Source organism: Streptantibioticus silvisoli (genome assembly GCF_027947535.2).
Lineage (GTDB): Bacteria > Actinomycetota > Actinomycetes > Streptomycetales > Streptomycetaceae > Streptantibioticus_C > Streptantibioticus_C silvisoli.
This window is the reverse complement of record NZ_JAAGKO020000007.1, coordinates 176,753-196,105: the sequence shown is the minus strand read 5'-3', so window position 1 is coordinate 196,105 and position 19,353 is coordinate 176,753. Positions and strand designations below refer to the sequence as shown.

General features: G+C 75.8%; 17 protein-coding genes. 8 read left to right on the top strand and 9 right to left on the bottom strand.

All coding sequences use genetic code 11. The features are described 5' to 3' along the window. Positions 1 to 759 precede the first annotated feature (759 nt). Positions 760 to 2,031 (top strand): MFS transporter, encoded by a 1,272-nt coding sequence (locus POF43_RS07925; protein WP_271322330.1) that lies wholly within the window; start codon positions 760 to 762, stop codon positions 2,029 to 2,031. Between the two features lie 90 nt (positions 2,032 to 2,121). Beyond that, positions 2,122 to 3,021 (top strand): Gfo/Idh/MocA family protein, encoded by a 900-nt coding sequence (locus POF43_RS07920; RefSeq protein WP_271322344.1) that lies wholly within the window; start codon positions 2,122 to 2,124, stop codon positions 3,019 to 3,021. A 45-nt stretch (positions 3,022 to 3,066) separates the two neighbouring features. Here the strand turns inward: POF43_RS07920 and lnt are convergent, their stop codons facing one another. Both lnt and POF43_RS07910 read right to left on the bottom strand, forming a co-directional pair. Then, positions 3,067 to 4,560: an apolipoprotein N-acyltransferase gene (lnt, locus tag POF43_RS07915; RefSeq protein WP_271322343.1), complete on the bottom strand. Its 1,494-nt coding sequence runs from the start codon at positions 4,558 to 4,560 to the stop codon at positions 3,067 to 3,069. A 712-nt stretch (positions 4,561 to 5,272) separates the two neighbouring features. Next, entirely contained in the window at positions 5,273 to 6,061 is a 789-nt protein-coding gene (locus POF43_RS07910) for a VOC family protein (protein ID WP_271325103.1), read from the bottom strand. A gap of 147 nt (positions 6,062 to 6,208) precedes the next feature. On the opposite strand from POF43_RS07910, the gene POF43_RS07905 reads away from it, so the two are divergent. Together POF43_RS07905 and POF43_RS07900 are read left to right on the top strand one after the other, a co-directional pair. Beyond that, positions 6,209 to 7,108, top strand: coding sequence for an Fpg/Nei family DNA glycosylase (locus POF43_RS07905; protein WP_271325104.1), 900 nt, complete (start codon positions 6,209 to 6,211; stop codon positions 7,106 to 7,108). A 164-nt stretch (positions 7,109 to 7,272) separates the two neighbouring features. Beyond that, entirely contained in the window at positions 7,273 to 9,324 is a 2,052-nt protein-coding gene (locus POF43_RS07900; RefSeq protein ID WP_271325105.1) for a phosphocholine-specific phospholipase C, read from the top strand. A gap of 13 nt (positions 9,325 to 9,337) precedes the next feature. Here the strand turns inward: POF43_RS07900 and POF43_RS07895 are convergent, their stop codons facing one another. Continuing rightward, on the bottom strand, positions 9,338 to 9,913 hold the full coding sequence (locus POF43_RS07895) for an Rv1733c family protein (protein WP_271325106.1): 576 nt from the start codon (positions 9,911 to 9,913) through the stop codon (positions 9,338 to 9,340). A gap of 381 nt (positions 9,914 to 10,294) precedes the next feature. Here POF43_RS07895 and POF43_RS07890 point away from each other — a divergent pair, with 381 nt between their 5' ends. Further along, positions 10,295 to 10,417, top strand: coding sequence for a hypothetical protein (locus POF43_RS07890; protein ID WP_282704476.1), 123 nt, complete (start codon positions 10,295 to 10,297; stop codon positions 10,415 to 10,417). A 58-nt stretch (positions 10,418 to 10,475) separates the two neighbouring features. On the opposite strand, the gene POF43_RS07885 is transcribed toward POF43_RS07890, so the two are convergent. Next, positions 10,476 to 10,985, bottom strand: coding sequence for a mycothiol transferase (locus POF43_RS07885; RefSeq protein WP_271318027.1), 510 nt, complete (start codon positions 10,983 to 10,985; stop codon positions 10,476 to 10,478). A 231-nt stretch (positions 10,986 to 11,216) separates the two neighbouring features. On the opposite strand from POF43_RS07885, the gene POF43_RS07880 reads away from it, so the two are divergent. After that, positions 11,217 to 12,185: a DMT family transporter gene (locus POF43_RS07880; RefSeq protein WP_303659254.1), complete on the top strand. Its 969-nt coding sequence runs from the start codon at positions 11,217 to 11,219 to the stop codon at positions 12,183 to 12,185. A gap of 94 nt (positions 12,186 to 12,279) precedes the next feature. Next, complete coding sequence (locus tag POF43_RS07875) at positions 12,280 to 13,200, top strand: alpha/beta hydrolase (protein ID WP_271325499.1); 921 nt, start codon at positions 12,280 to 12,282, stop codon at positions 13,198 to 13,200. A gap of 163 nt (positions 13,201 to 13,363) precedes the next feature. On the opposite strand, the gene POF43_RS07870 is transcribed toward POF43_RS07875, so the two are convergent. Next, positions 13,364 to 14,398: an NAD(P)-dependent alcohol dehydrogenase gene (locus tag POF43_RS07870; protein ID WP_271325531.1), complete on the bottom strand. Its 1,035-nt coding sequence runs from the start codon at positions 14,396 to 14,398 to the stop codon at positions 13,364 to 13,366. Positions 14,399 to 15,183: 785 nt separating this feature from the next. On the opposite strand from POF43_RS07870, the gene POF43_RS07865 reads away from it, so the two are divergent. After that, positions 15,184 to 16,275, top strand: a complete 1,092-nt coding sequence (locus POF43_RS07865; protein ID WP_271325530.1) for a LacI family DNA-binding transcriptional regulator — start codon at positions 15,184 to 15,186, stop codon at positions 16,273 to 16,275. A 231-nt stretch (positions 16,276 to 16,506) separates the two neighbouring features. On the opposite strand, the gene POF43_RS07860 is transcribed toward POF43_RS07865, so the two are convergent. The 4 genes from POF43_RS07860 to POF43_RS07845 form a co-directional block, all read right to left on the bottom strand. After that, on the bottom strand, positions 16,507 to 17,295 hold the full coding sequence (locus tag POF43_RS07860; RefSeq protein WP_282704475.1) for a 3-hydroxybutyrate dehydrogenase: 789 nt from the start codon (positions 17,293 to 17,295) through the stop codon (positions 16,507 to 16,509). A gap of 96 nt (positions 17,296 to 17,391) precedes the next feature. Beyond that, on the bottom strand, positions 17,392 to 17,550 hold the full coding sequence (locus POF43_RS07855; RefSeq protein ID WP_271323363.1) for a hypothetical protein: 159 nt from the start codon (positions 17,548 to 17,550) through the stop codon (positions 17,392 to 17,394). 41 nt (positions 17,551 to 17,591) lie between these two features. Next, positions 17,592 to 18,029 carry an SRPBCC family protein gene (locus POF43_RS07850; RefSeq protein WP_271323362.1) on the bottom strand — a complete coding sequence of 146 codons (438 nt, stop codon included), beginning with the start codon at positions 18,027 to 18,029 and terminating at the stop codon, positions 17,592 to 17,594. A gap of 54 nt (positions 18,030 to 18,083) precedes the next feature. Next, positions 18,084 to 19,316 (bottom strand): FUSC family protein, encoded by a 1,233-nt coding sequence (locus POF43_RS07845; protein ID WP_271323361.1) that lies wholly within the window; start codon positions 19,314 to 19,316, stop codon positions 18,084 to 18,086. Positions 19,317 to 19,353 lie beyond the last annotated feature (37 nt).

The following is a 19,353-nucleotide window of genomic DNA, read 5'->3' as shown; positions in this document are numbered from 1 at the left end:
GCGGCGGCAGGCCCGCGCCGCCGGACCGCCCGGCGCCCACCGGCCGTACGCCTGACCCAGACCGCACACCCCGGAAGCCCCGGACCGCCGCGTGCGGCCGGCCCCTTCGGCATGCCCGGACACCGGCGCCGCGGTGCCGCGCGGCCGGAGCCCGGGCGATCCCGAGCCCCGGGCCACCGTGCCGCGCGGTGCGGTGGCCGGTGCCGCGGCCGCGGTGCGCGGTGCGGCGGTGTGCGGCCTGTCGGTGTGCGGCGGGTTCGCGGGCGGTGGCGCGGCATGTGGTGCCGCGGTGTGCGGTGCGGCCGTGCGGGGCGCCGTGGAGCCCCGGGGCACGGGCGGCGGAGCCGTCCCGGTCACCGTCGCGGTGGGGCCGGCGGCGGTGGGCACCGGGCGCGGCAGGCCCGGCGTGCGGAACGCGCCCGGCGCCGGGGTGAGGCCGGCGGACGGGCGGGCCGGCGTGGCGGAGCCCGCGGGGGACGGCGGCGCCGAGGCGGACGCGGACGGGCCGCGCGTCAGCAGCGACAGGTCCAGCGGGGGCAGGGTGCCGCTCGCCTCCGGCGGGGAGGAGACGTTCACACACCCGGTGACGGCCACCGAGGCCGCCGTCAAGATCATCACTGCCGGCATTCGACTCACACCGGCCACTTTGGTGCCTTCCCGCCCGCCTGACCATTCCCCGCACGAGTGATCGCGCGGGCGCCGTGCTGCCGGAATCCGGACGCGTTCCCTCCCCGCCGGACGGCGTGTAGCGTGCGCGAGGTGCCCCGAGGAATACCGGCCGGATCGCTGTGGCGCCACCGGGACTTCATGCTGTTGTGGAGCGGCCAGACCGTCAGCCTGTTCGGTTCGCAGGTCAGTTGGCTCGCCGTGCCGCTGGTGGCCGTCGTGGTGCTCAAGGCCAGCACGTTCCAGGTCGCGCTGCTCGGCGCGCTCAACGCCCTGCCGCCCCTGCTGGTCTCGCTGCCGGCCGGCGTGCTGGTCGACCGGCACCGCAAACGCGGGTTGATGACCGCCTGCGACATCGGCTCCGGGCTCGCCATGGCGTCGATCCCGCTGGCCGGCGTCCTCGGCCACGTCACCCTGGCCCAGCTCTACCTGGTCAGCCTCGTCACCGGCTCCCTCGGCGCCCTGTTCGATCCGGCCGCCTCCAGCCTCACCCCGCGGCTGCTGGGCAGCGGCCGGCTCGCGGAGGCCAACGGCCGGCTGAACACCGCCCGCGGCCTCGCCGAGATGGGCGGTCCCAGCGCCGGCGGCTTCCTCATCGGCCTGTTCGGCGCGGTCCGCGCGGTCGCGGTGGACTCCGTCTCCTACGGCGTCAGCGCGCTGGCACTGGCCCTGATGCGCCACCGCGACCCGCTGCCGGAACCCGGCCCGGCCGGCCGCGGCTTCCGCGACGAGCTCACCGAGGGCCTGCGCTTCGTCCTGGCCCACCCCGTACTGCGCCCGCTCAGCCTCACCAGCGCGGTCACCAACGTGCTGTTGCGCGGCGTCAGTTCGATCTGGCTGCTGTACGTCCTGCGCGACCTGCACTGGAGCGTGCGCACCGCCGGTCTGGTCTACGGCCTCAGCCTGGCCGGCGGCGTCGTCGGCAGCATGGGCGCCCGCCGGCTGGTCGACCGGATCGGCACCGGGCGGGCCATCACCCTCGGCGCGCTGCTGTCGGCGCCCTTCGAACTGGTCACGCCCCTGGTGCCGACCGGGCCCTGCGGACCGTGGGCGGTGGCGCTGGTCTTCACCTGGCTGACGGCCGCCGGCATGGTCTACGGCACGGCGTCCGCCACCGTGCGCCAACTGGCCTGCCCGCCGGCCCTGCTGGGCCGCGTCGCCGCCTCCGGACGCTTCCTGCGGATGGGCCTGGTACCGCTCGGCCCGCTGCTGGCCGGCGGCCTCGGCACCTGGATCGGGCTGCGCGCCACCTTGCTGGTGCTGGCCGGCGCCACCCTGCTGTGCCCGCTGCTGCTGCTGGCCACGCCGTTGCGCGACATGCGGGAGATCCCGGTCCACGAGGCGTACGCGCGGGTCGCCGCCTGAGGTGTCCTATGCTGCCCGGACGGCACCCCAGGACGTACCGCACCGGCACCGGGAGAGCACGTGGGACGCGACGGCAGGACGGGCGGCACGCTGCGGGTCGGCGTCATCGGCCTCGGCGACATCGCACGCAAGGCGTACCTGCCGGTGCTCACCGCGCAACCCGGCCTGGAACTGCACCTGCACACCCGCACCCCCGCCACCCTGGACACGGTCGGCGACGCCCACCGGCTGCCGCACCGGCACACCACGCTCGACGCGCTGCTGGCGCAGGACCTCGACGCCGCCTTCGTGCACGCCCCCACCGCGGCGCACCCGCGGATCACCGCGCGGCTCATCGAGGCCGGCGTCCCCGCCTACGTCGACAAGCCGCTGGCCCGCAGCCTCGCGGAGGCCGAACACCTCGTCGCGCTCGCGGAGCGGCACCGCACCGGTCTCATGGTGGGCTTCAACCGCCGCTACGCGCCCGGGTACACCCAGTGCCTCGACCACGCCCGCGATCTGATCATCATGCAGAAGCACCGGGTGGGCCTGCCCGAAGAGGCCCGCTCGACGGTCTTCGACGACTTCATCCACGTCGTCGACACCCTCCGCTTCCTCGCGCCCGCCGCCGTCGAGCACGTCGACATCCGCACCCGGGTCCGCGACGGCCTGCTCGAACACGTCGTGCTCACGCTGTCCGGCGCCGGCTTCACCGCCGTCGGCGCCATGAACCGGTCGAGCGGCTCGGCGGAGGAGGTCCTGGAGGTCTCCGGCCAGGACACCAAGCGGGTGGTGACCAACCTCGCCGAGATCACCGACCACAAGGGCCAGCCCTCGCTGCGCCGCCGCGGCGACTGGGTCCCGGTGGCCCGGCAGCGCGGCATCGAGCAGATCACCCTCGCCTTCCTCGACGCCGTACGCTCCGGTGCCTGCCCCAATGCCCGCGACGCGCTGGCCACCCACGAACTGTGCGAACGGGTCGTCACCGCCGCGCAGGAACAGGCCGGCTGACCGCGTCCGCCGTCGGCCGGCCGCACCGGCCGGCCGCGACCGCCCTCATACGCGGACCCCGGTGCCGCGGCGGCCGGCCGCCACCCGCGCCACCTCGTACAGCGCGGCGAGCGCCAGCAGCCCCACCGACAGCGCGATCACCCAGTCCCCCCACCGGTCGTAGACCGTCTCGCCGGAGGCCAGCGGCACCGTGTACAGGTGCGCGGTGGACGAGCTGGTGCTCAGCCGGGGGCCGACCTGACGGCCGTCGGCCGCGTAGACGGCGCTGATCCCGCTCAAGGTGGCGTGCACCATCGGCCGCCCGGACTCCGCCGCCCGCAGCGCCGCCAGCGAGGCGTGCTGCTCCGGTGCCCAGCTGTGCTGGAAGGAGGACGTCGAGGACTGGGCGACCAGCACCTGCGCGCCGCGGTCCGCCAGGTGCCGGCTCATGTCGGGGAACGCGGTCTCGAAGCAGATCAGCGGCCCGATACGCACTGCCCCGACGTCCATCACCACCTGGTGCGTGCCGCGCTGCCGGTCGACCGGGGCCGCCCTGCCCACCCGGGTCGCCCAGCCGAGCACCGAACGGAACGGGATGTACTCACCGAACGGCACCAGCCGCATCTTGTCGTACCGGTCACCGGTCGGTCCCTGCGGCCCGATCAGTACCGACGTCTTGTAGATCCCCTTGCCGTCGGCCCGCGGCGCGTCCACGTTGACCAGCAGGTCCGCGCCGACCCGCCGGGACAGCGCGGCCAGCCGCGCGGTCAGCTCCGGGTGCACCGACAGGTCGAACGCCACACTGCTCTCGCCCCACACCACCAGGTCCGGGTGCCGGCCGGCCAACTGCTCGGTCAGCGCCGCGCTGCGGTCGAACCGGGCGGTGGTCGCCTCGATCACGCCCGGCTGCACCACCGCGATCCGCACGTCACCGGCGGCGGCCGGCGCGGGCACCAGGGTCCAGACCGCGCCCGCGCCCACCGACACGCCGACCAGTGCGCCGGCCGCCAGCACCCGGGCCTGCGGGAGTACCAGCAGTTCGGCGACCGCGGTGTTGACCAGCACGACCAGGAAGCTCAGCAGCCACACCCCGCCCACCGACGCCATCCGCAGCGCCGCCGGAACCTGCCACTGGCTCGCCCCCAGCAGGCCCCACGGCCCGCCGAGGTACTGCCAGGAGCGGACCAGTTCGACCATCATCCAGGCCGACGGCACCAGCACCAGTGCCGCCAGCAGCGCCGCCCCGCCCGGCGCCCCGCCGAGCAGCCGCCGCACCAGCCAGCCCCAGGGCGCCCACAGCAGTCCCAGCAGCAGGGCCAGCACCACGATGAAGACGTTCAGGCTCGGCAGCAGCCAGTGGTGCACCGCCAGCATGAACCCGGCCCCGCCGAGCCAGCCGTCCAGCATCGCGCGGCGCGGCGTCGGGGCGGACCGCACCAGCAGGATCAGCGGCACCAGCGCCACGTACGCCAGCCACCACAGCGACGGCGCCGGGAACGCCAGGCACGGCACCGCCCCGAAGCAGGCGGCCGTGGCCGCCCGCCACCACGGCGACGCCAGCGACGGCCTGCCGCGCCGCCGGCCCGGGGCCCGCGGCGTGCGGTCTCCGGTCGCCGGGGCGGTGCGCCGCCGGGGACCGGTCAGTCTGGCGAGAGCGGTCACGTCACGACCCTTCCCAGGCCCCCCGGGCGACAACCCGGTCCGACCGGTATACGCCCGATCGAGGGAACCAGCGAGACGTTCCGCCCGCGCCGGCCGGCCACGTCCGCAGGCCGGACGCCTGCTCGGAGGCCGCCGGAGAGGCGTCCCGGACCGGCTCGGGAGGGCTGCGGGAGGGCCCGGGAGGGCCCGGGAGTTCCGGGAGGCTCGGGGAAGGCGCGGGAGGGCTCGGCGCTCAGGTCCGGCAACGACGGAACGGCCGACCGGGACCGCCCGCTCCGGCCCTGACGGGGTGACCGGGGACGGGTGGCGGGGGTGCCCCCGCCGACCGCCTCGCCACCGGCATGGCCGCCGCCGGCGCGGGCCCGTCCCCGCCACCCGCCGTGTGCCCCGCCGACCGCCTCACCGTCGGCCCCGCCGGATCGCCCGACCGTCAGCCCTGCCTGAACGCCGGCCGGCCCTGCCCCTCCGTCCGCCCCGAATCCCGCCGGCCCGGCCGCTCGCTCCCCCTGCCCCCGAACCGCGCCCGGAGGCTCGACCCCTGCCCGGAGGCCCACCGCCCGGAGGCCCGTCCGCCGCCCGGCGACCCCACCTCCGTCCGGGAGGGCCCCGCTCAGGACTCCGGCGGCTGTGCCAGGACCGCGAACACCCCGCCCTGGGGATCGGCGACGACCGACATGCGGCCGGCCACCATGTCGAACGGCGGCGCCAGCACCGACGCGCCCGCCCGGACGGCCGCGTCGACCGTGCTGTCCACGTCGTCCACCGCGAAGTACGTCAGCCAGTTCGACGGCGTACCGGGCGGGAAGGTGTCGTCCAGCGCCCGCATGCCGCCCACCGCGCGCCCGTCGACCTCCAGGGTGAAGTAGCCGGGCAGGTCCTTGAACGGTGTGACGCCGACGCCCAGGGCCCGCCGGTAGAAGGCCGCGGAGGCGTCCAGGTCCCGGGAGTTCAGCTCGTTCCAGGCCATGGCGCCCGGCTCGTTGACGATCTCGGCGCCGAAGAAGTCCAGCGGCTGCCAGACCCCGAAGGCCGCGCCGGCCGGGTCGGCGGCGACGAACATCCGGCCGGTGCGCCCCGGCACGTCGTCCACCGGGGTCAGCAGCCGCCCGCCGTTACCGGTGACCGCGGCGGCCGCGGCGTCGGCGTCGTCGGCGCACAGGAACGTGGTCCAGGCGGTCGGCGGCGCCGGCAGGTCGCCCATCGGCTGCGCCCGGGCGATCCCGGCCACCGCCCGGTCCTGCCACACGCACACCGCGTAGCCCCCCGTCTCCGGCGGCCCGACCCGGCCCGACCAGCCGAACAGGTCGCGGTAGAAGTCCAGTGCGGCCTGCTGGTCGGGGACCGACAAGGTGGCCCAGCAGGGGGTTCCGGCGGTGTACGGGGCGGTGACCTCGGGCATGGCGTCCTCCGGACGACGACCGCCCGCGCGGCCGCGGACGGGTGGGTGTGCCGACGCCTCCAGCGTCACCGCGGCCCGGCCGGCCCGCCACCCGGACGCCGCGGCGCCGCCCGCCCGCGTTCCGGCGCGCTGCCGCACACTGGAGGCATGCCGGAACTGCCCGAGGTCGAGAGCCTCACCGCCTTCCTCGGCGAGCACCTCGCCGGCCGGACCCTCGAACGCCTCTGGCCGGTGGCGGTGAGCGTGCTGAAGACCTACGACCCGCCGCTGACCGCGCTGGAGGGCCGCGTCGTGACCGACGTGCGCCGGCACGGGAAGTTCCTCGACGTCACCGCGAGCGAGGTCTCCGCGGACGGCGAGATCGGTGCGGACGACCTCCACCTGGTGATGCACCTTGCCCGGGCCGGCTGGCTGCGCTGGCAGGACGGGCTGCCCGACATCCCGCCGCGCCCGGGCAAGGGGCCGCTGGCGCTGCGGGTGCGGCTGGCCGGGCCGTCCGGCGCCGGATTCGACCTCACCGAGGCCGGCACCCAGAAGCGGCTGGCGGTCCACTGCGTCCGCGATCCGCAGGACGTGCCCGGCATCGCCCGCCTCGGCCCCGATCCGCTCGACCCCGGTTTCACCCGGGAGGCCTTCGGGCGGCTGCTGGCGGGCGAGCAGCGACAGCTCAAGGGCGTGCTGCGCGACCAGAGCGTGCTGGCCGGGGTGGGCAACGCCTACTCCGACGAGGTACTGCACGCGGCCCGCATGTCGCCGTTCAAGATCGCCGCGAAGGCCTCCGACGCCGAGGTGGACGTGCTGTACGCGGCGCTCGGCGAGGTGCTGCGCTCGGCGGTGGAACGCGCCCGGGGCGTGGCGGCCGGGTCGCTGAAGGCGGAGAAGAAGAGCGGGCTGCGGGTCCACGGCCGCACCGGGCAGCCCTGCCCGGTCTGCGGCGACACCGTGCGGGAGGTCTCCTACCGTGACTCCTCCCTCCAGTACTGCCCGACCTGCCAGACCGGCGGCAAACCGCTGGCGGACCGCCGCATGTCCCGGCTGCTGAAGTAGCGCGCGGCGCCGCAGCGCCGCCGGTGCCCGGCCGGTGGCGCACGGCTGCCCGTTGACGTGGCGCCCGGCGCCGACTTGGGTGGGGCACGTTCACCGTCCGATTGTCATGTTCAGGTCGGACGTGACTCCGCGGGCGATGCCCACCCACGCGAAGGAACGCATCGATGCCAGGTATCAGCCGAAGAGGTTTCGTGGCGCTGTCGGCGGGCGCCGCCGCCGGAACCGTCGTCGCGGCGGCGGGCCGGTCGGCCGCCGCCGCGAAACCGGCCGCCGGTGCCACCGGCACCATCGAGGACGTCAAGCACGTGGTCGTCCTCATGCAGGAGAACCGCAGCTTCGACCACTACTTCGGGTCGCTGAAGGGGGTGCGCGGCTTCGCCGACCGCGCCACCATCAGCCTGCCCGGCGGGGCGTCCGTCTTCGACCAGCCCAACGGCTCCGGACGGCAGTACCCGTGGCAGCTCAGCGCCACCTCCCCGTTCCTGGGCAACTCGCCGGAGAAGCTCGCCCAGTGCGACGGATCGCTCGACCACGGCTGGTCCACCCAGCACGCCGCCTGGAACAACGGCCTGATGGACAGCTGGGTGGCCGCCAAGGACAACGTCCGCACCCTGGGCTACCTCGACCGCGCCGACATCCCGTTCCACTACGCGCTGGCCGACGCCTACACGGTCTGCGACGCGTACCACTGCTCGATCATCAGCGCGACCGGCCCGAACCGCACGTACCTGTGGGGCGGCATGATCGACCCCGGCGGCACCGCGGGTGGCCCGGCCTACGACGGCGCCGACGAGTCGGGGCTGACCTGGCACACGTACGCCGAGGCGCTCCAGGACGCCGGGGTCAGCTGGAAGGTGTACCAGCGCGCCGACGACAACTTCGGCGACAACGCGCTGGCGTACTTCACCCAGTTCGCCCAGGCCGACACCTCCTCGCCGCTCCACCAGCGCGGCATGGCCTCGGTGCCGGACGGCGCCGGCAGCACCGCCGACGACATCGTGGCCGCCCTGCGGGCCGACGCGCTGGCCGGCACCCTGCCGCAGGTCTCCTGGGTGGTCGCCGACCAGGGGTTCTCCGAACACCCCGACTCCCCGCCCGGCGACGGCGCGCACTTCGTCAACAACGTCCTTCAGGCGCTGGCCGCCGACCCGGACGTCTTCGACTCCACCGCCGTCTTCCTCAACTACGACGAGAACGACGGCTTCTTCGACCACGTGCCGCCACCGGTGCCGGCCGGCGGCACCGCCGAGGAGTTCTACGACGGCGCGCCCATCGGCCTCGGCTTCCGCGTGCCGATGATCGTCATATCGCCCTGGACGCGCGGCGGTTGGGTCGACTCCCAGGTCTACGACCACACCTCCGTCATCCGCTTCCTGGAGACCTGGACCGCCGCCCTGGGCACCCCGGCCGCCTGCGGAAGCATCAGCGCCTGGCGCCGCCAGGTCTGCGGCGACCTGACCGGCGCCTTCGACTTCGCCAACCCGGTCAGCGGCCTGCCGCCGCTGCCCGACACCGGCGCCGTCATCGGCTGGCTCGGCTGCAGCCTGCTGCCCAACCCGTCGCCCACCACCAACGCCCTGCCGGTCCAGGAGGCCGGGACCAAGCCGGCCCGCGCCCTGCCCTACCAGCCCAACGCCTACGTCGACCGGCTGGAGTTCGACGCGGCCGGCCGAACGCTGATTTACCTCGACCTGGCCAACACCGGCCCGGCCGCCACCAGCGGCGCCCACTTCGCGGTCTACGCCAACGCCCACCGCACCGGCGGCCCGTGGCAGTACACCGTCGGCGCCGGGGCCACCGCCAGTGACTGGTACAACATCGGCGCCGGGTACGGCGACGGCGCCTACGACCTGACCGTCACCGGCCCCAACCGCTTCCTGCGCCGCTTCACCGGCGACGCCGGCGGCCCCGGCGCCACCGCCGAGGCCACCAGCTCCTACCGCGTCGAGTCCGGCACCGGCAAGCTCGCGATCTGGTTCACCATGACCAACGGCGGCGCCCAGCCGGTCACCTTCGACATCCGGGCCGACAACTACCGCACCGGCGGCCCCTGGACCTACCAGGTGGCGGCCGGCGAAAGCGTCACCGACTTCTTCAACGCGGTCGCGCTCAGCGACGGCTGGTACGACCTCACCGTGACCGTCAGCAGCGACTCCTCCTGGTCGCGGCGCTTCACCGGCCACCTGGAGACCGGGGCGGCCAGCGTCACCGGCTGACCTCCGCCGTCCGTCACGCGTGGCGGCCGCTCCACCGCGGGCCGACCCGCGCCCACTCCCGCTGCCACCGGTGGGACCGGCGCAGGTCGAGCCCGGCCCGCAGCCCGCGATGCGTCACCAGCGCGGCCACGCACAGCCCACCGGCCGCCGCCGCCCCCATGACGTCGGTCTGCACCGTCGTCTCCAGCCGGTCCAGCGGCGGCTCGGTGATCCGGCCGCGGCCGTCGGTCCACACCGGGGTCCTGCTGCCGGCGCCGGCCCCCGGTGCGACCACCACGTGCGCGCTGTGCGTGCGGCCGTCGTGCCCGGTCCAGCGCACCGGCGCCCGGACCACCCCGGGGGACGAACCGCCACCGGGGGCCGAGCCGGAGGACGGCGCGTCCCGCTCCAGCACCGCCGAGACCTGGTGGCGCCCGTCGTTCTGCGCGGCCAGCGTCGCGTGCATGGAGTCCGCCGCCGCGATCCCGGTCAGCGGCGCGCCCGCCACGATCACCAGCCCCGCCGCCAGCCCCGCCCACGCCTCGACGACGTCGCTACGGCGCCTGAGCGGGTTGCGCCGCCAGCGCCACAGTCGCACGGTCCGTCGCATGGTCTCTCTCCCGAGGGACTTCCAGTATGTCGTCCTTGTGGCCTATGTCGCATCCGCCGAGGCGTCCGGCGGTGCAGATCATCGGCTGATACGCCCGCACCCCCGACCGGCGCCCCGGAAGCGTCCATCCCGCACCCCCGGCCCACGCCCCGGAAGCCCCGTCCCGCCCCCGGGAACCCCCGCCCCGCGCGCCGCCCCGGCCTTCGCGCCCTGCCTCCGGTGCCCGCCTCGGATACCCGTCCCGGGGGCCGTCCCCGGCGTCTCCCGCGTCGCGGCGGTTGCACGACCTACGACACGCAGTCGCAGGCCTCCACGGCGTGCCGCAGCGGCAGGAGCTTCCCGCGGCGCACGATCGACCTGCCGGCCGGCACGACGTACTTCATGCAGGACGCCGAGGGCGACGCCGACACCACCGACTCCCACACCCGCGCCTCGAAGCTCTCCGACGGCTACGAGTACACCGAGTGCGCCTACGTGGTCCACGCCGCCGGCTTCGACTACTGACCGTCCGCCCGCCACCCCGGGCCGCCGCCGCACCCGGTGACGCCGGCGGCCCGCAGCGTCAGGCCCGCCGCTCGACGATCCCGCGGGTGAACGCCGCCTGACCGGCGTGCTGAAGCGTGTCGCCGACCACGCTGACCAGCCGCACGCCCAGCGTCACCGGCGGCGACCACCCCTCGTCCACCACCCGGTCGAAGTCGTCGTCGGACAGCCCGCCCACGTACGCCGTCGTCCGCTCGCACACCGCGTCGTGATACCCCAGCAGCAGCCCGGCGTCCACCCGGACCGCCGCCACGTCGTCCACCCCGTGCCCGTAGCCGGTGTCCGACGCCGGCAGCGGCAGGGCGAAGCGGTCCGCCCAGCCCTGCGAGGTCCACACCTCCTCCGTCCCGGCGGCGTCGCCGACGTGGTCGTCCTGAACCCGGGTCAGGTGCCACACCAGCCAGGCCACCGAGTTGCCCTCCGCGTCCGGCCGCGCCGCCAGCTGATCCACCGACAGCCCGTCCACCGCCTCCCGCACCACCTCACGTACCCGGCCGAAGGTGTCCACCAGCAGCTCCGCGCCCGTCATCCGCCCACTCCAACCGTCGTCGGCGCCGCCGCTGCTGACGGCGCCCCGGATGCCCCGATCCCTACCCCGTGCCGGGCCGGCACGCCTGCCGCGGGCCGCCTGTGCCCCGGACGGCTCCGGCCACCGCGCGGGCGCGCCCCCACCAGGCCATAAGGTGGACGGGCCGCGCCACAGGTGATCCACACCGGTACCGGGCGGCGGAACCGGTTCGGGAGGAGTAGGCGGGTGGCGATGACGCTGGCCGTGGTGTTCGCCCTGCTGGCGGCGGCGAGCAACGCGCTGGCCACCGTGCTGCAACGGCGCGCGGCACTGACCGTGCCGTTGTCGGCGGGCTTCAGCCTCCAGCTGATGGTGGACCTGGCCCGGCGGCCGATCTGGCTGGCCGGCATCGGCGCGGTGATCTGCTCCGCCTGCTTCCAGGCGCTGGCCCTGATCAACGGCGCGCTGGCCATCGTCCAGCCCATCTTCGTGCTGGAACTGCCCTTCGCGCTGATGATCGCCGGGGTCGTGCTGCGCCGCCGGCTGCCGCGGCGCGGCTGGCTGGGCATCGGATGCATCGTGGTGGGCCTGGGCACCGCGCTGGCCGCCGCCGACTCCTCGGCCGGGGCCCAGCAGGCGCCGATGAGCCGCTGGGTACCCGCGCTGATGGTCTGCGCGGCGGCGTCGATCCTGCTGGTCGGCACCGCGCTGCGCCGCCCGGCCGGCCCGACCCGCGCCGCCTGCTTCGCCGCCGCGACCGCCATCGGCTACGCCCTCACCGCGGCCCTGATGAAGTCGGCCACCTACGCGTGGGACGTCGGCGGCCCGGTGGGCTTCTTCACCTCCTGGCAGACCTACGCCTTCGCCGCCGCCGGCGTCAGCGCGCTGTTCCTGCTGGAGAACGCCCTCCAGTCCGGACCGCTCGCCGCCTCGCAGCCGGCGCTGACCATGGGCGACGCGCTGCTGAGCATCACGCTGGGGGTGTTCGTCTACCGCGAGCAGATCCGCACCGGCTGGTTCCTGCTCCCGGAGCTTCTCGGCGCCGCCGTCACCCTGGGCGGCGCCCTGCTGCTGGCCACCACCCCGATCGCCCGGTCGCTGCTGGCCCCACCAGGGGAGACCGCGCCGGCCCATGCCGGGGGCGGGGACAGCGGCGCCCGGCACGACGGCGACGACGGCGACGACCGCGAGGAGTACGGCGACCGCGACGACTGGGACTGACCCCGGCGCCGGGAGCCCGCGCCGCGGCCCCGTTCCCCTCCTCCCGGGGCGCCGTTAGGCTGGCGCCGCCGACCACGAGGGAGGGCCGCCCGCCATGACCACCAGCGCGCCGCAGGACCAGCAGCCGCCCGGCGTCACCCCGTTCGAGGAGTGGGCGGTCCCGGTCGACGGTGGTGAGCTGTCCGTCCCGCGCTGGCCGGCCACGGTGCCGGACGCGCCGGTGGTGGTCGCGCTGCACGGCATCACCGCCAACGGTCTGGCATGGGCCCGCGTCGCCCACCACCTCGCCGGGCGCGCCACGCTGCTCGCCCCCGACCTGCGCGGCCGTGGCCGCAGCGGCACGCTGCCCGGACCGTACGGCGTCGACGCGCACCTGGCCGACCTGCGGGCGGTGCTGGCGGCCGCCGGTGCCGACCGGGTCACGCTGACCGGCCACTCGATGGGTGCCTTCCTGGCCGCGGTGGCCGCCGCGCGCACCCCGCGGGCGTTCTCCTCGGTGCTGCTGGTCGACGGCGGCGTGGGCTTCCCGCGGCCGGCCGGGCTGTCGCCGGACGACCTGATCACCGCCGTCATCGGCCCGGCCATGAAGCGGCTGTCGATGACGTTCGCCTCGGTCGGCGCCTACCTGGACTTCTGGCGGCGGCACCCGGCGTTCGAGGACTCCTGGTCACCGTGGGTCGAGGCGTACATCCGGCGCGATCTGGCCGGCCGCGAGCCGGAGTTGCGGTCCGCCTGCTCGATCGACGCGGTCCGGGTCGACGGGGTGGGGCAGTTCGACGACGAGGTGCTCGGCGCGGTCCACCGGCTGACCGGCCCGGCCCGCCTGCTGTGGGCCGAACGCGGCGTGATGAACGAACCCCAGGGCCTGTACGACCCCGCCCGCCTGGCGGCCGCCGGCCTGTCCGATACCGGCACGCTCACCACCGAACCGGTCCCGGCCACCAACCACTACACCGTCCTGACCAGCGACGAGGGCGCCCGCGTCATCGCCGACCGGTTGCTCGCCGCGGTGTGATCCGTCTGCGTCGACCGGCCGCACGGGAGGCGGGGCGCGGTGTGATCCGTCAGCGTTGACCGGCCGCACCGCTCACCGTTGACCGGCCGCACCGGAGGCCGCCCGCGCCGCCAGCCGCCCGCCGTTGACCGGCCGCAACGACACCCGCCCACCCCCGCCGACCTCAACCCCCCAGCGTCACAACCGACTTGATGTGTCGCGGGTCGGCGCCGGCCAGCAGCGCGGACTCGGTCTCGTCGAGGCCGAAGTGGCCGGTGACCATGCGGTCGAGCCGGATCGCGCCGGAGGAGGCCAGGGCGATGGCGGCGGGCCAGGTGTTGGCGTAGCGGAAGGTGCCGGTGAGGTTGATCTCGCGGTTCTGCAGGACGCCGAGGGGCAGGGTGAGCCGGTCGGCGCCCATGCCGACCAGGACCGCGGTGCCGGCCGGGCGGACCGCGCGGATGCCGGCGTCGATGGCCGGGGCGGCGCCGGAGCAGTCCACGAAGGCGTCGAAGCCGGTGCCGGTGCTCTCGGCGCCGGCCAGTACGGTGCCGGTGGCGCCGAGTTCCGCGGCGACGCCGAGGCGTTCGGCGCCGATGTCGGTGACCACGACCTCGGTGGCGCCCATGGCACGGGCGATCTGCGCGGTGACCAGGCCGATCGGGCCGGCCCCGGCGATCAGCACCGAGCCGCCGGGTACGGTGCCGGCCTTGCGGTTGGCCCAGATGCCGACCGACAGCGGTTCCAGCAGGCCGGCGGCGTCGTAGGAGAGCGCGTCGGGGATCGGGTGGGCGAAGTCGGCGGGCACCCGGACGTAGTCGCACAGCGCGCCGTCGACCGGGGGAGTGCCGAAGAAGGCGATGTCCGGGCAGAGGTTGTACCGGCCGTGCCGGCACTGGTCGCAGGACCGGCAGGGGAACCCGGGCTCGATCGCGACGCGTTCGCCGATCCGGTCGGCGGGTACGCCGGGGCCGGTCGCCACGATGTCGCCGGACGCCTCGTGGCCCAGCACCAGCGGCTGCCGCACCACGAAGTCCCCGATGCGGCCGTGCTCGTAGTAGTGCACGTCCGAGCCGCACACCCCGACCGAGCGCACCCGTACCACGACCTCGCCCCGCTCGGGACGCGGCGCGGCGCGTTCCTCCAGCCGCAGGTCGCGCGGCTGGTGCAGGACACAGGCCCGCATGCTGTCGGGGACCGAGCCGGTGACGCCTGACATGGTCTCACTCCTCGTCCTGCGGTGGGGAAACGTTTCCAGCGTGCAGGCGAGCGTAGGACGCCCGCCGGGTGCGGTCAACGGCCAACCGGGGGCACACCGGACATCCCGTCCCGCCCGCGCCGGGCGACGCGGTCACGCCGACCGCGTGCCGTTCGGCGCCCGGCCGCTCGTGGCGGTCCGCCGCCGAACCACCCCGGTGCGCGCGGCGGGAAGGTGTCATCGCCGCCGAGGAACCGGCGTGGAACCGGCGTGGAACCGGAGTGGAACCGGGGCGGAGCACGACGGGTGTGAGCCGTGCCGGGGGATGCCGGGGGATGGTGGTGTCGACGCGTTCGGAGCGCCGGAACCGTTCCCGGAGTGCCGTCGTCGCCGGCCGCGTGCTGACCCGGACCCCGTCCGGCACGCGCGTGTCGCGCGACGTGTCCGGCCCCGCGCCCGCCGGACCGCGCGGAGCCGCCGTGGCCGACGTCGCCCCGGCGACGGGCCCGACGGCCGGGCCCGCTGTCGCCGGCCGTGCCGCGGGTCATCACGATCGTCATCTTCACCGGCGCCCGGATGCGGAATGGCGCCGTCCGCCCGCCGGTCCACCCGCGCGAGCGGGACAACCGCGTCGTCCCGGCGGGTGTCCCGCGGCTCCGGGACCGGTCCGCCGGCGCGTCCGGGACGCGGGCGGGCGCGCCCGCCGCAGGGACGGCACCGGCCCGGCTGGTGTATCTCGTCTTCAGACGCCGGTTCGCGCGCGGCGTCGTCCGGGGCGCGATCACGGGACGAACAGGGAGTCGGGGATGAGCGACCACGAGGCAGCCGGCGGCCGGTGCCCGGCGGAACCGGGCCGGGCCATGACCATGAAGGACGTCGCCGAGGCGGCCGGGGTGGGCCTCGGCACGGTCTCCCGGGTCCTGACCGGCAAGGGCCAGGCCAGCGCGGCCGCCCGCGAACGCGTCCTGGAGGCCGTCCGCCGGCTGGACTACCGGCCCAGCGCCCTGGGCCGCGGCCTGAAGCTCCGGCGCACCGACATCCTCGGGCTGATCGTCGCCGACCTCTGCGACCCCTTCTACGGCGAGTTCGCCGAGGGCGTGCTGTCCGCCGCCAGGACGCTCGGCAAGCACGTCATCGTCTGCGCCGGCGGCGAGGACCCGGCCACCGAACGCGAGTACGCCGAAGTCCTGCTCCAGCAGCGGGTCGACGGCGTCATCGCGTTCCCCACCGGCGGCAACGTCGACGTGTGGCAGGGCGCCCGGCGGCTCGGCGTCAACGTGGTGTTCGTCGACCGGGTCGTGGAGGCGCTCGACGTCCCCACCCTCGTCGTCGACAACGCCTCCGGCAGCCGCGCCGCCACCGAGTACCTGCTCGCCCTCGGCCACCGCCGCATCGGCTACCTGGGCGGCCCGCCCGGCGCCGGGCAGCACGAGGAGGGCTTCCGCGCCGCGTTCCACGCCGCCGGTGCCGCGGTCCCCGAGGAGCTGGTGGTCCGCACCCGTCCCACCCGCGAGAGCGCCGACGCCGTCGCGCTGCGGCTCGTCCGCGCCGATCCGGCGCCCACCGCGCTGTTCGCCGCCACCAGCGTCCTGGGCGAGGCCGCGCTGCGCGCCGTCCGGGCCGGCGGGCTGCGGGTCCCGCGGGACGTCTCGGTGCTGATGTTCGACGACGCGCCGTGGGCGAGCCTGGTGTCGCCACCGGTCACCGTCGTCTCGCGGCCGGCCCGGCGGATGGGCGTCGAGGCCGCCCGCCTGGTGACCGCCGCCGGGCCCGGCGGCCACCCCGTACGCGTCCTGCCCTACGAGCTCGTCGTCCGGGGCAGCTGCGGCCCCCGCAACCCGGCCGCCGCCCCCGTCGAAACCGTGCCCGCCGGCGCCGCCCGGGAGGCGGAGGAGTAGGCCCGGGAACGCGCCGGCCACCGCGGGGTCCGGGCCTGCGAGCCGGTACCGACCGGCACCGCCCGATCCACGCCGCCCGGCCCGCACCGCCGGCCCCGGGACGCCCGCGACGCCCGCCCCGCCCGGCCCGCACCGCCGGCCCCGGGACGCCCGCACCGCCCGATCCGCACCGCCGGCCCCGGGACGCCCGCGACGCCCGCCCCGCCGACCCCGCCCCCCGCGACGCCCCCCTCAGCCGGCCGTCCACCCGCCGTCCAGCGTCAAGGACGTGCCGGACACCGACGCGGAGAACGGCGTGCACAGCCACAGCACCGCCTCCGCCACCTCCTCCGGCGTCACCAGCCGTTTGACCGCGGTGCGCTCCAGCAGCACCGCATCCAGCACCTGCGACTCCGGGATGCCGTGCGCCGCCGCCTGGTCGGCGAGCTGGCCCTCCACCAGCGGGGTGCGCACGTAGCCGGGGCACACGCAGTTGCTGGTCACCCCGTGCGGCGCGCCCTCCAGCGCGGTCACCTTGCTCAGGCCCTCCAGGGCGTGCTTGGCGGTGACGTACGCCGACTTGTAGGCGCTGGCCCGCAGGCCGTGCACCGAGGAGATGTTGACGACGCGTCCCCAGCCGCGCGCGTACATCCCGGGCAGGGTGTGGCGCAGGATGCGGAACGGCGCCTCCACCATGATCCGCTGGATCAGCGCGAACGTCTCCGGCGGGAAGTCCTGGATCGGCGCGACGTGCTGGATGCCGGCGTTGTTCACCACGATGTCGGCGTCGTCCGGCAGCGTGCCGATCGTCGCACCGTCGGACAGGTCCACCACGTGCGCGGTGCCGCCGGTCAGCGCCGCGACCGCCCGGGCGCCCACCGCGTCCCGGTCGACCACCTCGACGGCCGCGCCCGCGGCGGCCAGGGCGATGGCGCAGGCCCGGCCGATCCCGCTGGCGGCACCGGTGACGAGGGCGGTGCGCCCGGTGAGGAAACGGCCGGCGGTCAGTGAGCCGGAGGCGGCGCTGTCGGTGATGTCCATGACGACACGTTAGGCAGACCGGCCGGGGAGGCCCAGGGCGGGGGCCGCACAATGAGCCACCCGGCGGTGCGGCGGGCGGACGGCGGGCGGACGACCCTACGAACCGGTGAGGACGTGCCGGACGATCCAGCCCGCCGAGTCCACCCCGGACGTGCCGCCCTCCACCAGCGAGGCCACCGCGTAGTGGTCGTCGTACGCCGTCGGCCAGCCGTTGGTGTGGGTCTGCTCCTCGGCGGTGCCGGTCCTGGCGCCCACGTCCGGCAGGTCGCCGGGCCGGCCGGCGGCCCGCGCGAGGCTCAGGACCCGGCCAGCAGCCCGTCCACCGCCCGGCCGAACATCAGCCGGCCGCCCGCCGCGGTCAGCCCGTCGAACACCGCGGGCAGCCGCAGCACCCGGATGTCCTCCCGCCACCGCACCACGCACCCGGTGCCGTCCGGCGCCACCTCGATCTGCGCCCACCCGGTGACGACCCGGCCGCGCTTCTCCAGCCGGCAATGCCCCGCCGCCCCCGGCAGCGGCGGTTGCCACCGCACGACCTCCATCGGGTCGTCGAACCCGGCGGCGCCCACCCCGGTGCGCGCCGTGAACCGGGTTCCCGGCCCGTTCGGCGGCGGGGTCTCGACGACGATCCGCGTCAACGGCACGTGTGCGGCGTGCCCCTCCCACCGGGTCAGCCGCCGCCACGCCTCTTCGGCGGGCAGCTCGCAACGCCGGGTGATCGCGATGAGCGCCATGCCCCGATCGTAGGCGCGCGCCCGCCGCCGCGCCGGGTGCGCCGGGCGGCGCGTTCAGCCTCCCCGGGGGCCCGGGCCGCGCCGCAGGCGGTACGACGCGGAGCGGGCGCCGCGCCGCAGCCGGTTGACCATGGCGCCCGGCACCGGTTTGTCCGCGCCGACCTGCTCGGCCAGCCAGCGCGACCGCCGCTCGACGTCGAGTTCGTCCATGATGCGGTCGATGCTGGCCAGCAGCGCGCCGTGCATCTCCCAGCCCTCCCAGTTCCGCTCGGTCTCGGCACGCAGCATCGCCGCCAGCCGGTCGCGCTCCGCGCGGCCCTCCCGCAGGGCCCGGGCCAGCTCCTCCTCGGCCTGGTCGGCCCCGGCGCTGACCTGGGCGGTGATGAGCTGCCCGAAGTTGTCGACCGCCGCGGCCGTACGGTCCATCAGCCGCTCCAGCGACAGGGCCACCTCGCCCTCGTACAGCGACTCGCCCGCGTCGTTGTCCGGCGCCAGGTCCCGCAGCGAACGGCACACCGCGCGCAGCAGTACCGCGCACACCTCCATGGTGTCCAGACCGCTGCGCAGCACCAGCCGGGCCATCGCCCCCTGCCGCACCCGGGGGTTGAGCCGGGTGCTCTCCTCGGCGCGGCGCAGCGAGGCGTCGAAGCGGGAGATCTCGTTGTCCAGGGTGCGCGCCTCGGCCAGCCACGACGCGGCCTGCCGGGCGGCGGCGCCCCGGGCCATGTCGTTGCCGATCCGGCGCAGCAGCGACGCCATCCACTCGGCGAGGTCCTGCACCGCCTGGCCGGCCGTCTGGACGAACACCGGCGGGGCGAAGAACGCGTTGAGCAGCACGCCGACCCCGGCACCGATCAGCGTCTCGGCGACCCGGTCCCAGGCCTGGCTGCCGGGGGTGGACACGCCGAGGATGAGCATGCCGCTGATCGCCACCTCGGCGACGAACTCGTCCACCCGGATGGCGTGGCCGATCAGCAGCGCCGTCATGATGATCAGACCGAGGCTCCACCACCGCAGCCCCAGCGCCTCGCTGAAGCCGACCGCGATCAGCACGCCGGCCACCACCGCCAGCACCCGGCGCACCCCGGTGGTCAGCGTCGTGTAGAGGGTGACCTGCACGACCAGCAGCGCGGTCAGCGGCGCGGTCAGCGGACGCGGGTTGGACACCAGGTGCAGCGCGACGACGTAGCTGAGCATCGCGGCCACCGTGGAGCGGACGAACTGTACGAGAACCGGCTCGTTACGCCGCTTGATGAGCCCGACGAGGCGGGCGGGGACTGCGCGCATCCTGCACGTATCCCCCCGCCGCCGCTCCGGGACACCG

Coding starts and splice junctions, on each gene's coding strand:
- POF43_RS07870 (WP_271325531.1), bottom strand. CDS start 14,398: ATGTCAGGCGTCACCGGCTCGGTCCCCGACAGCATGCGGGCCTGTGTC.
- POF43_RS07905 (WP_271325104.1), top strand. CDS start 6,209: ATGCCGGAACTGCCCGAGGTCGAGAGCCTCACCGCCTTCCTCGGCGAG.
- POF43_RS07895 (WP_271325106.1), bottom strand. CDS start 9,913: ATGCGACGGACCGTGCGACTGTGGCGCTGGCGGCGCAACCCGCTCAGG.
- POF43_RS07850 (WP_271323362.1), bottom strand. CDS start 18,029: ATGGCGCTCATCGCGATCACCCGGCGTTGCGAGCTGCCCGCCGAAGAG.
- POF43_RS07880 (WP_303659254.1), top strand. CDS start 11,217: ATGACGCTGGCCGTGGTGTTCGCCCTGCTGGCGGCGGCGAGCAACGCG.
- POF43_RS07890 (WP_282704476.1), top strand. CDS start 10,295: ATGCAGGACGCCGAGGGCGACGCCGACACCACCGACTCCCACACCCGC.
- POF43_RS07865 (WP_271325530.1), top strand. CDS start 15,184: ATGAGCGACCACGAGGCAGCCGGCGGCCGGTGCCCGGCGGAACCGGGC.
- POF43_RS07875 (WP_271325499.1), top strand. CDS start 12,280: ATGACCACCAGCGCGCCGCAGGACCAGCAGCCGCCCGGCGTCACCCCG.
- POF43_RS07900 (WP_271325105.1), top strand. CDS start 7,273: ATGCCAGGTATCAGCCGAAGAGGTTTCGTGGCGCTGTCGGCGGGCGCC.
- POF43_RS07885 (WP_271318027.1), bottom strand. CDS start 10,985: ATGACGGGCGCGGAGCTGCTGGTGGACACCTTCGGCCGGGTACGTGAG.
- POF43_RS07860 (WP_282704475.1), bottom strand. CDS start 17,295: ATGGACATCACCGACAGCGCCGCCTCCGGCTCACTGACCGCCGGCCGT.
- POF43_RS07845 (WP_271323361.1), bottom strand. CDS start 19,316: ATGCGCGCAGTCCCCGCCCGCCTCGTCGGGCTCATCAAGCGGCGTAAC.
- POF43_RS07910 (WP_271325103.1), bottom strand. CDS start 6,061: ATGCCCGAGGTCACCGCCCCGTACACCGCCGGAACCCCCTGCTGGGCC.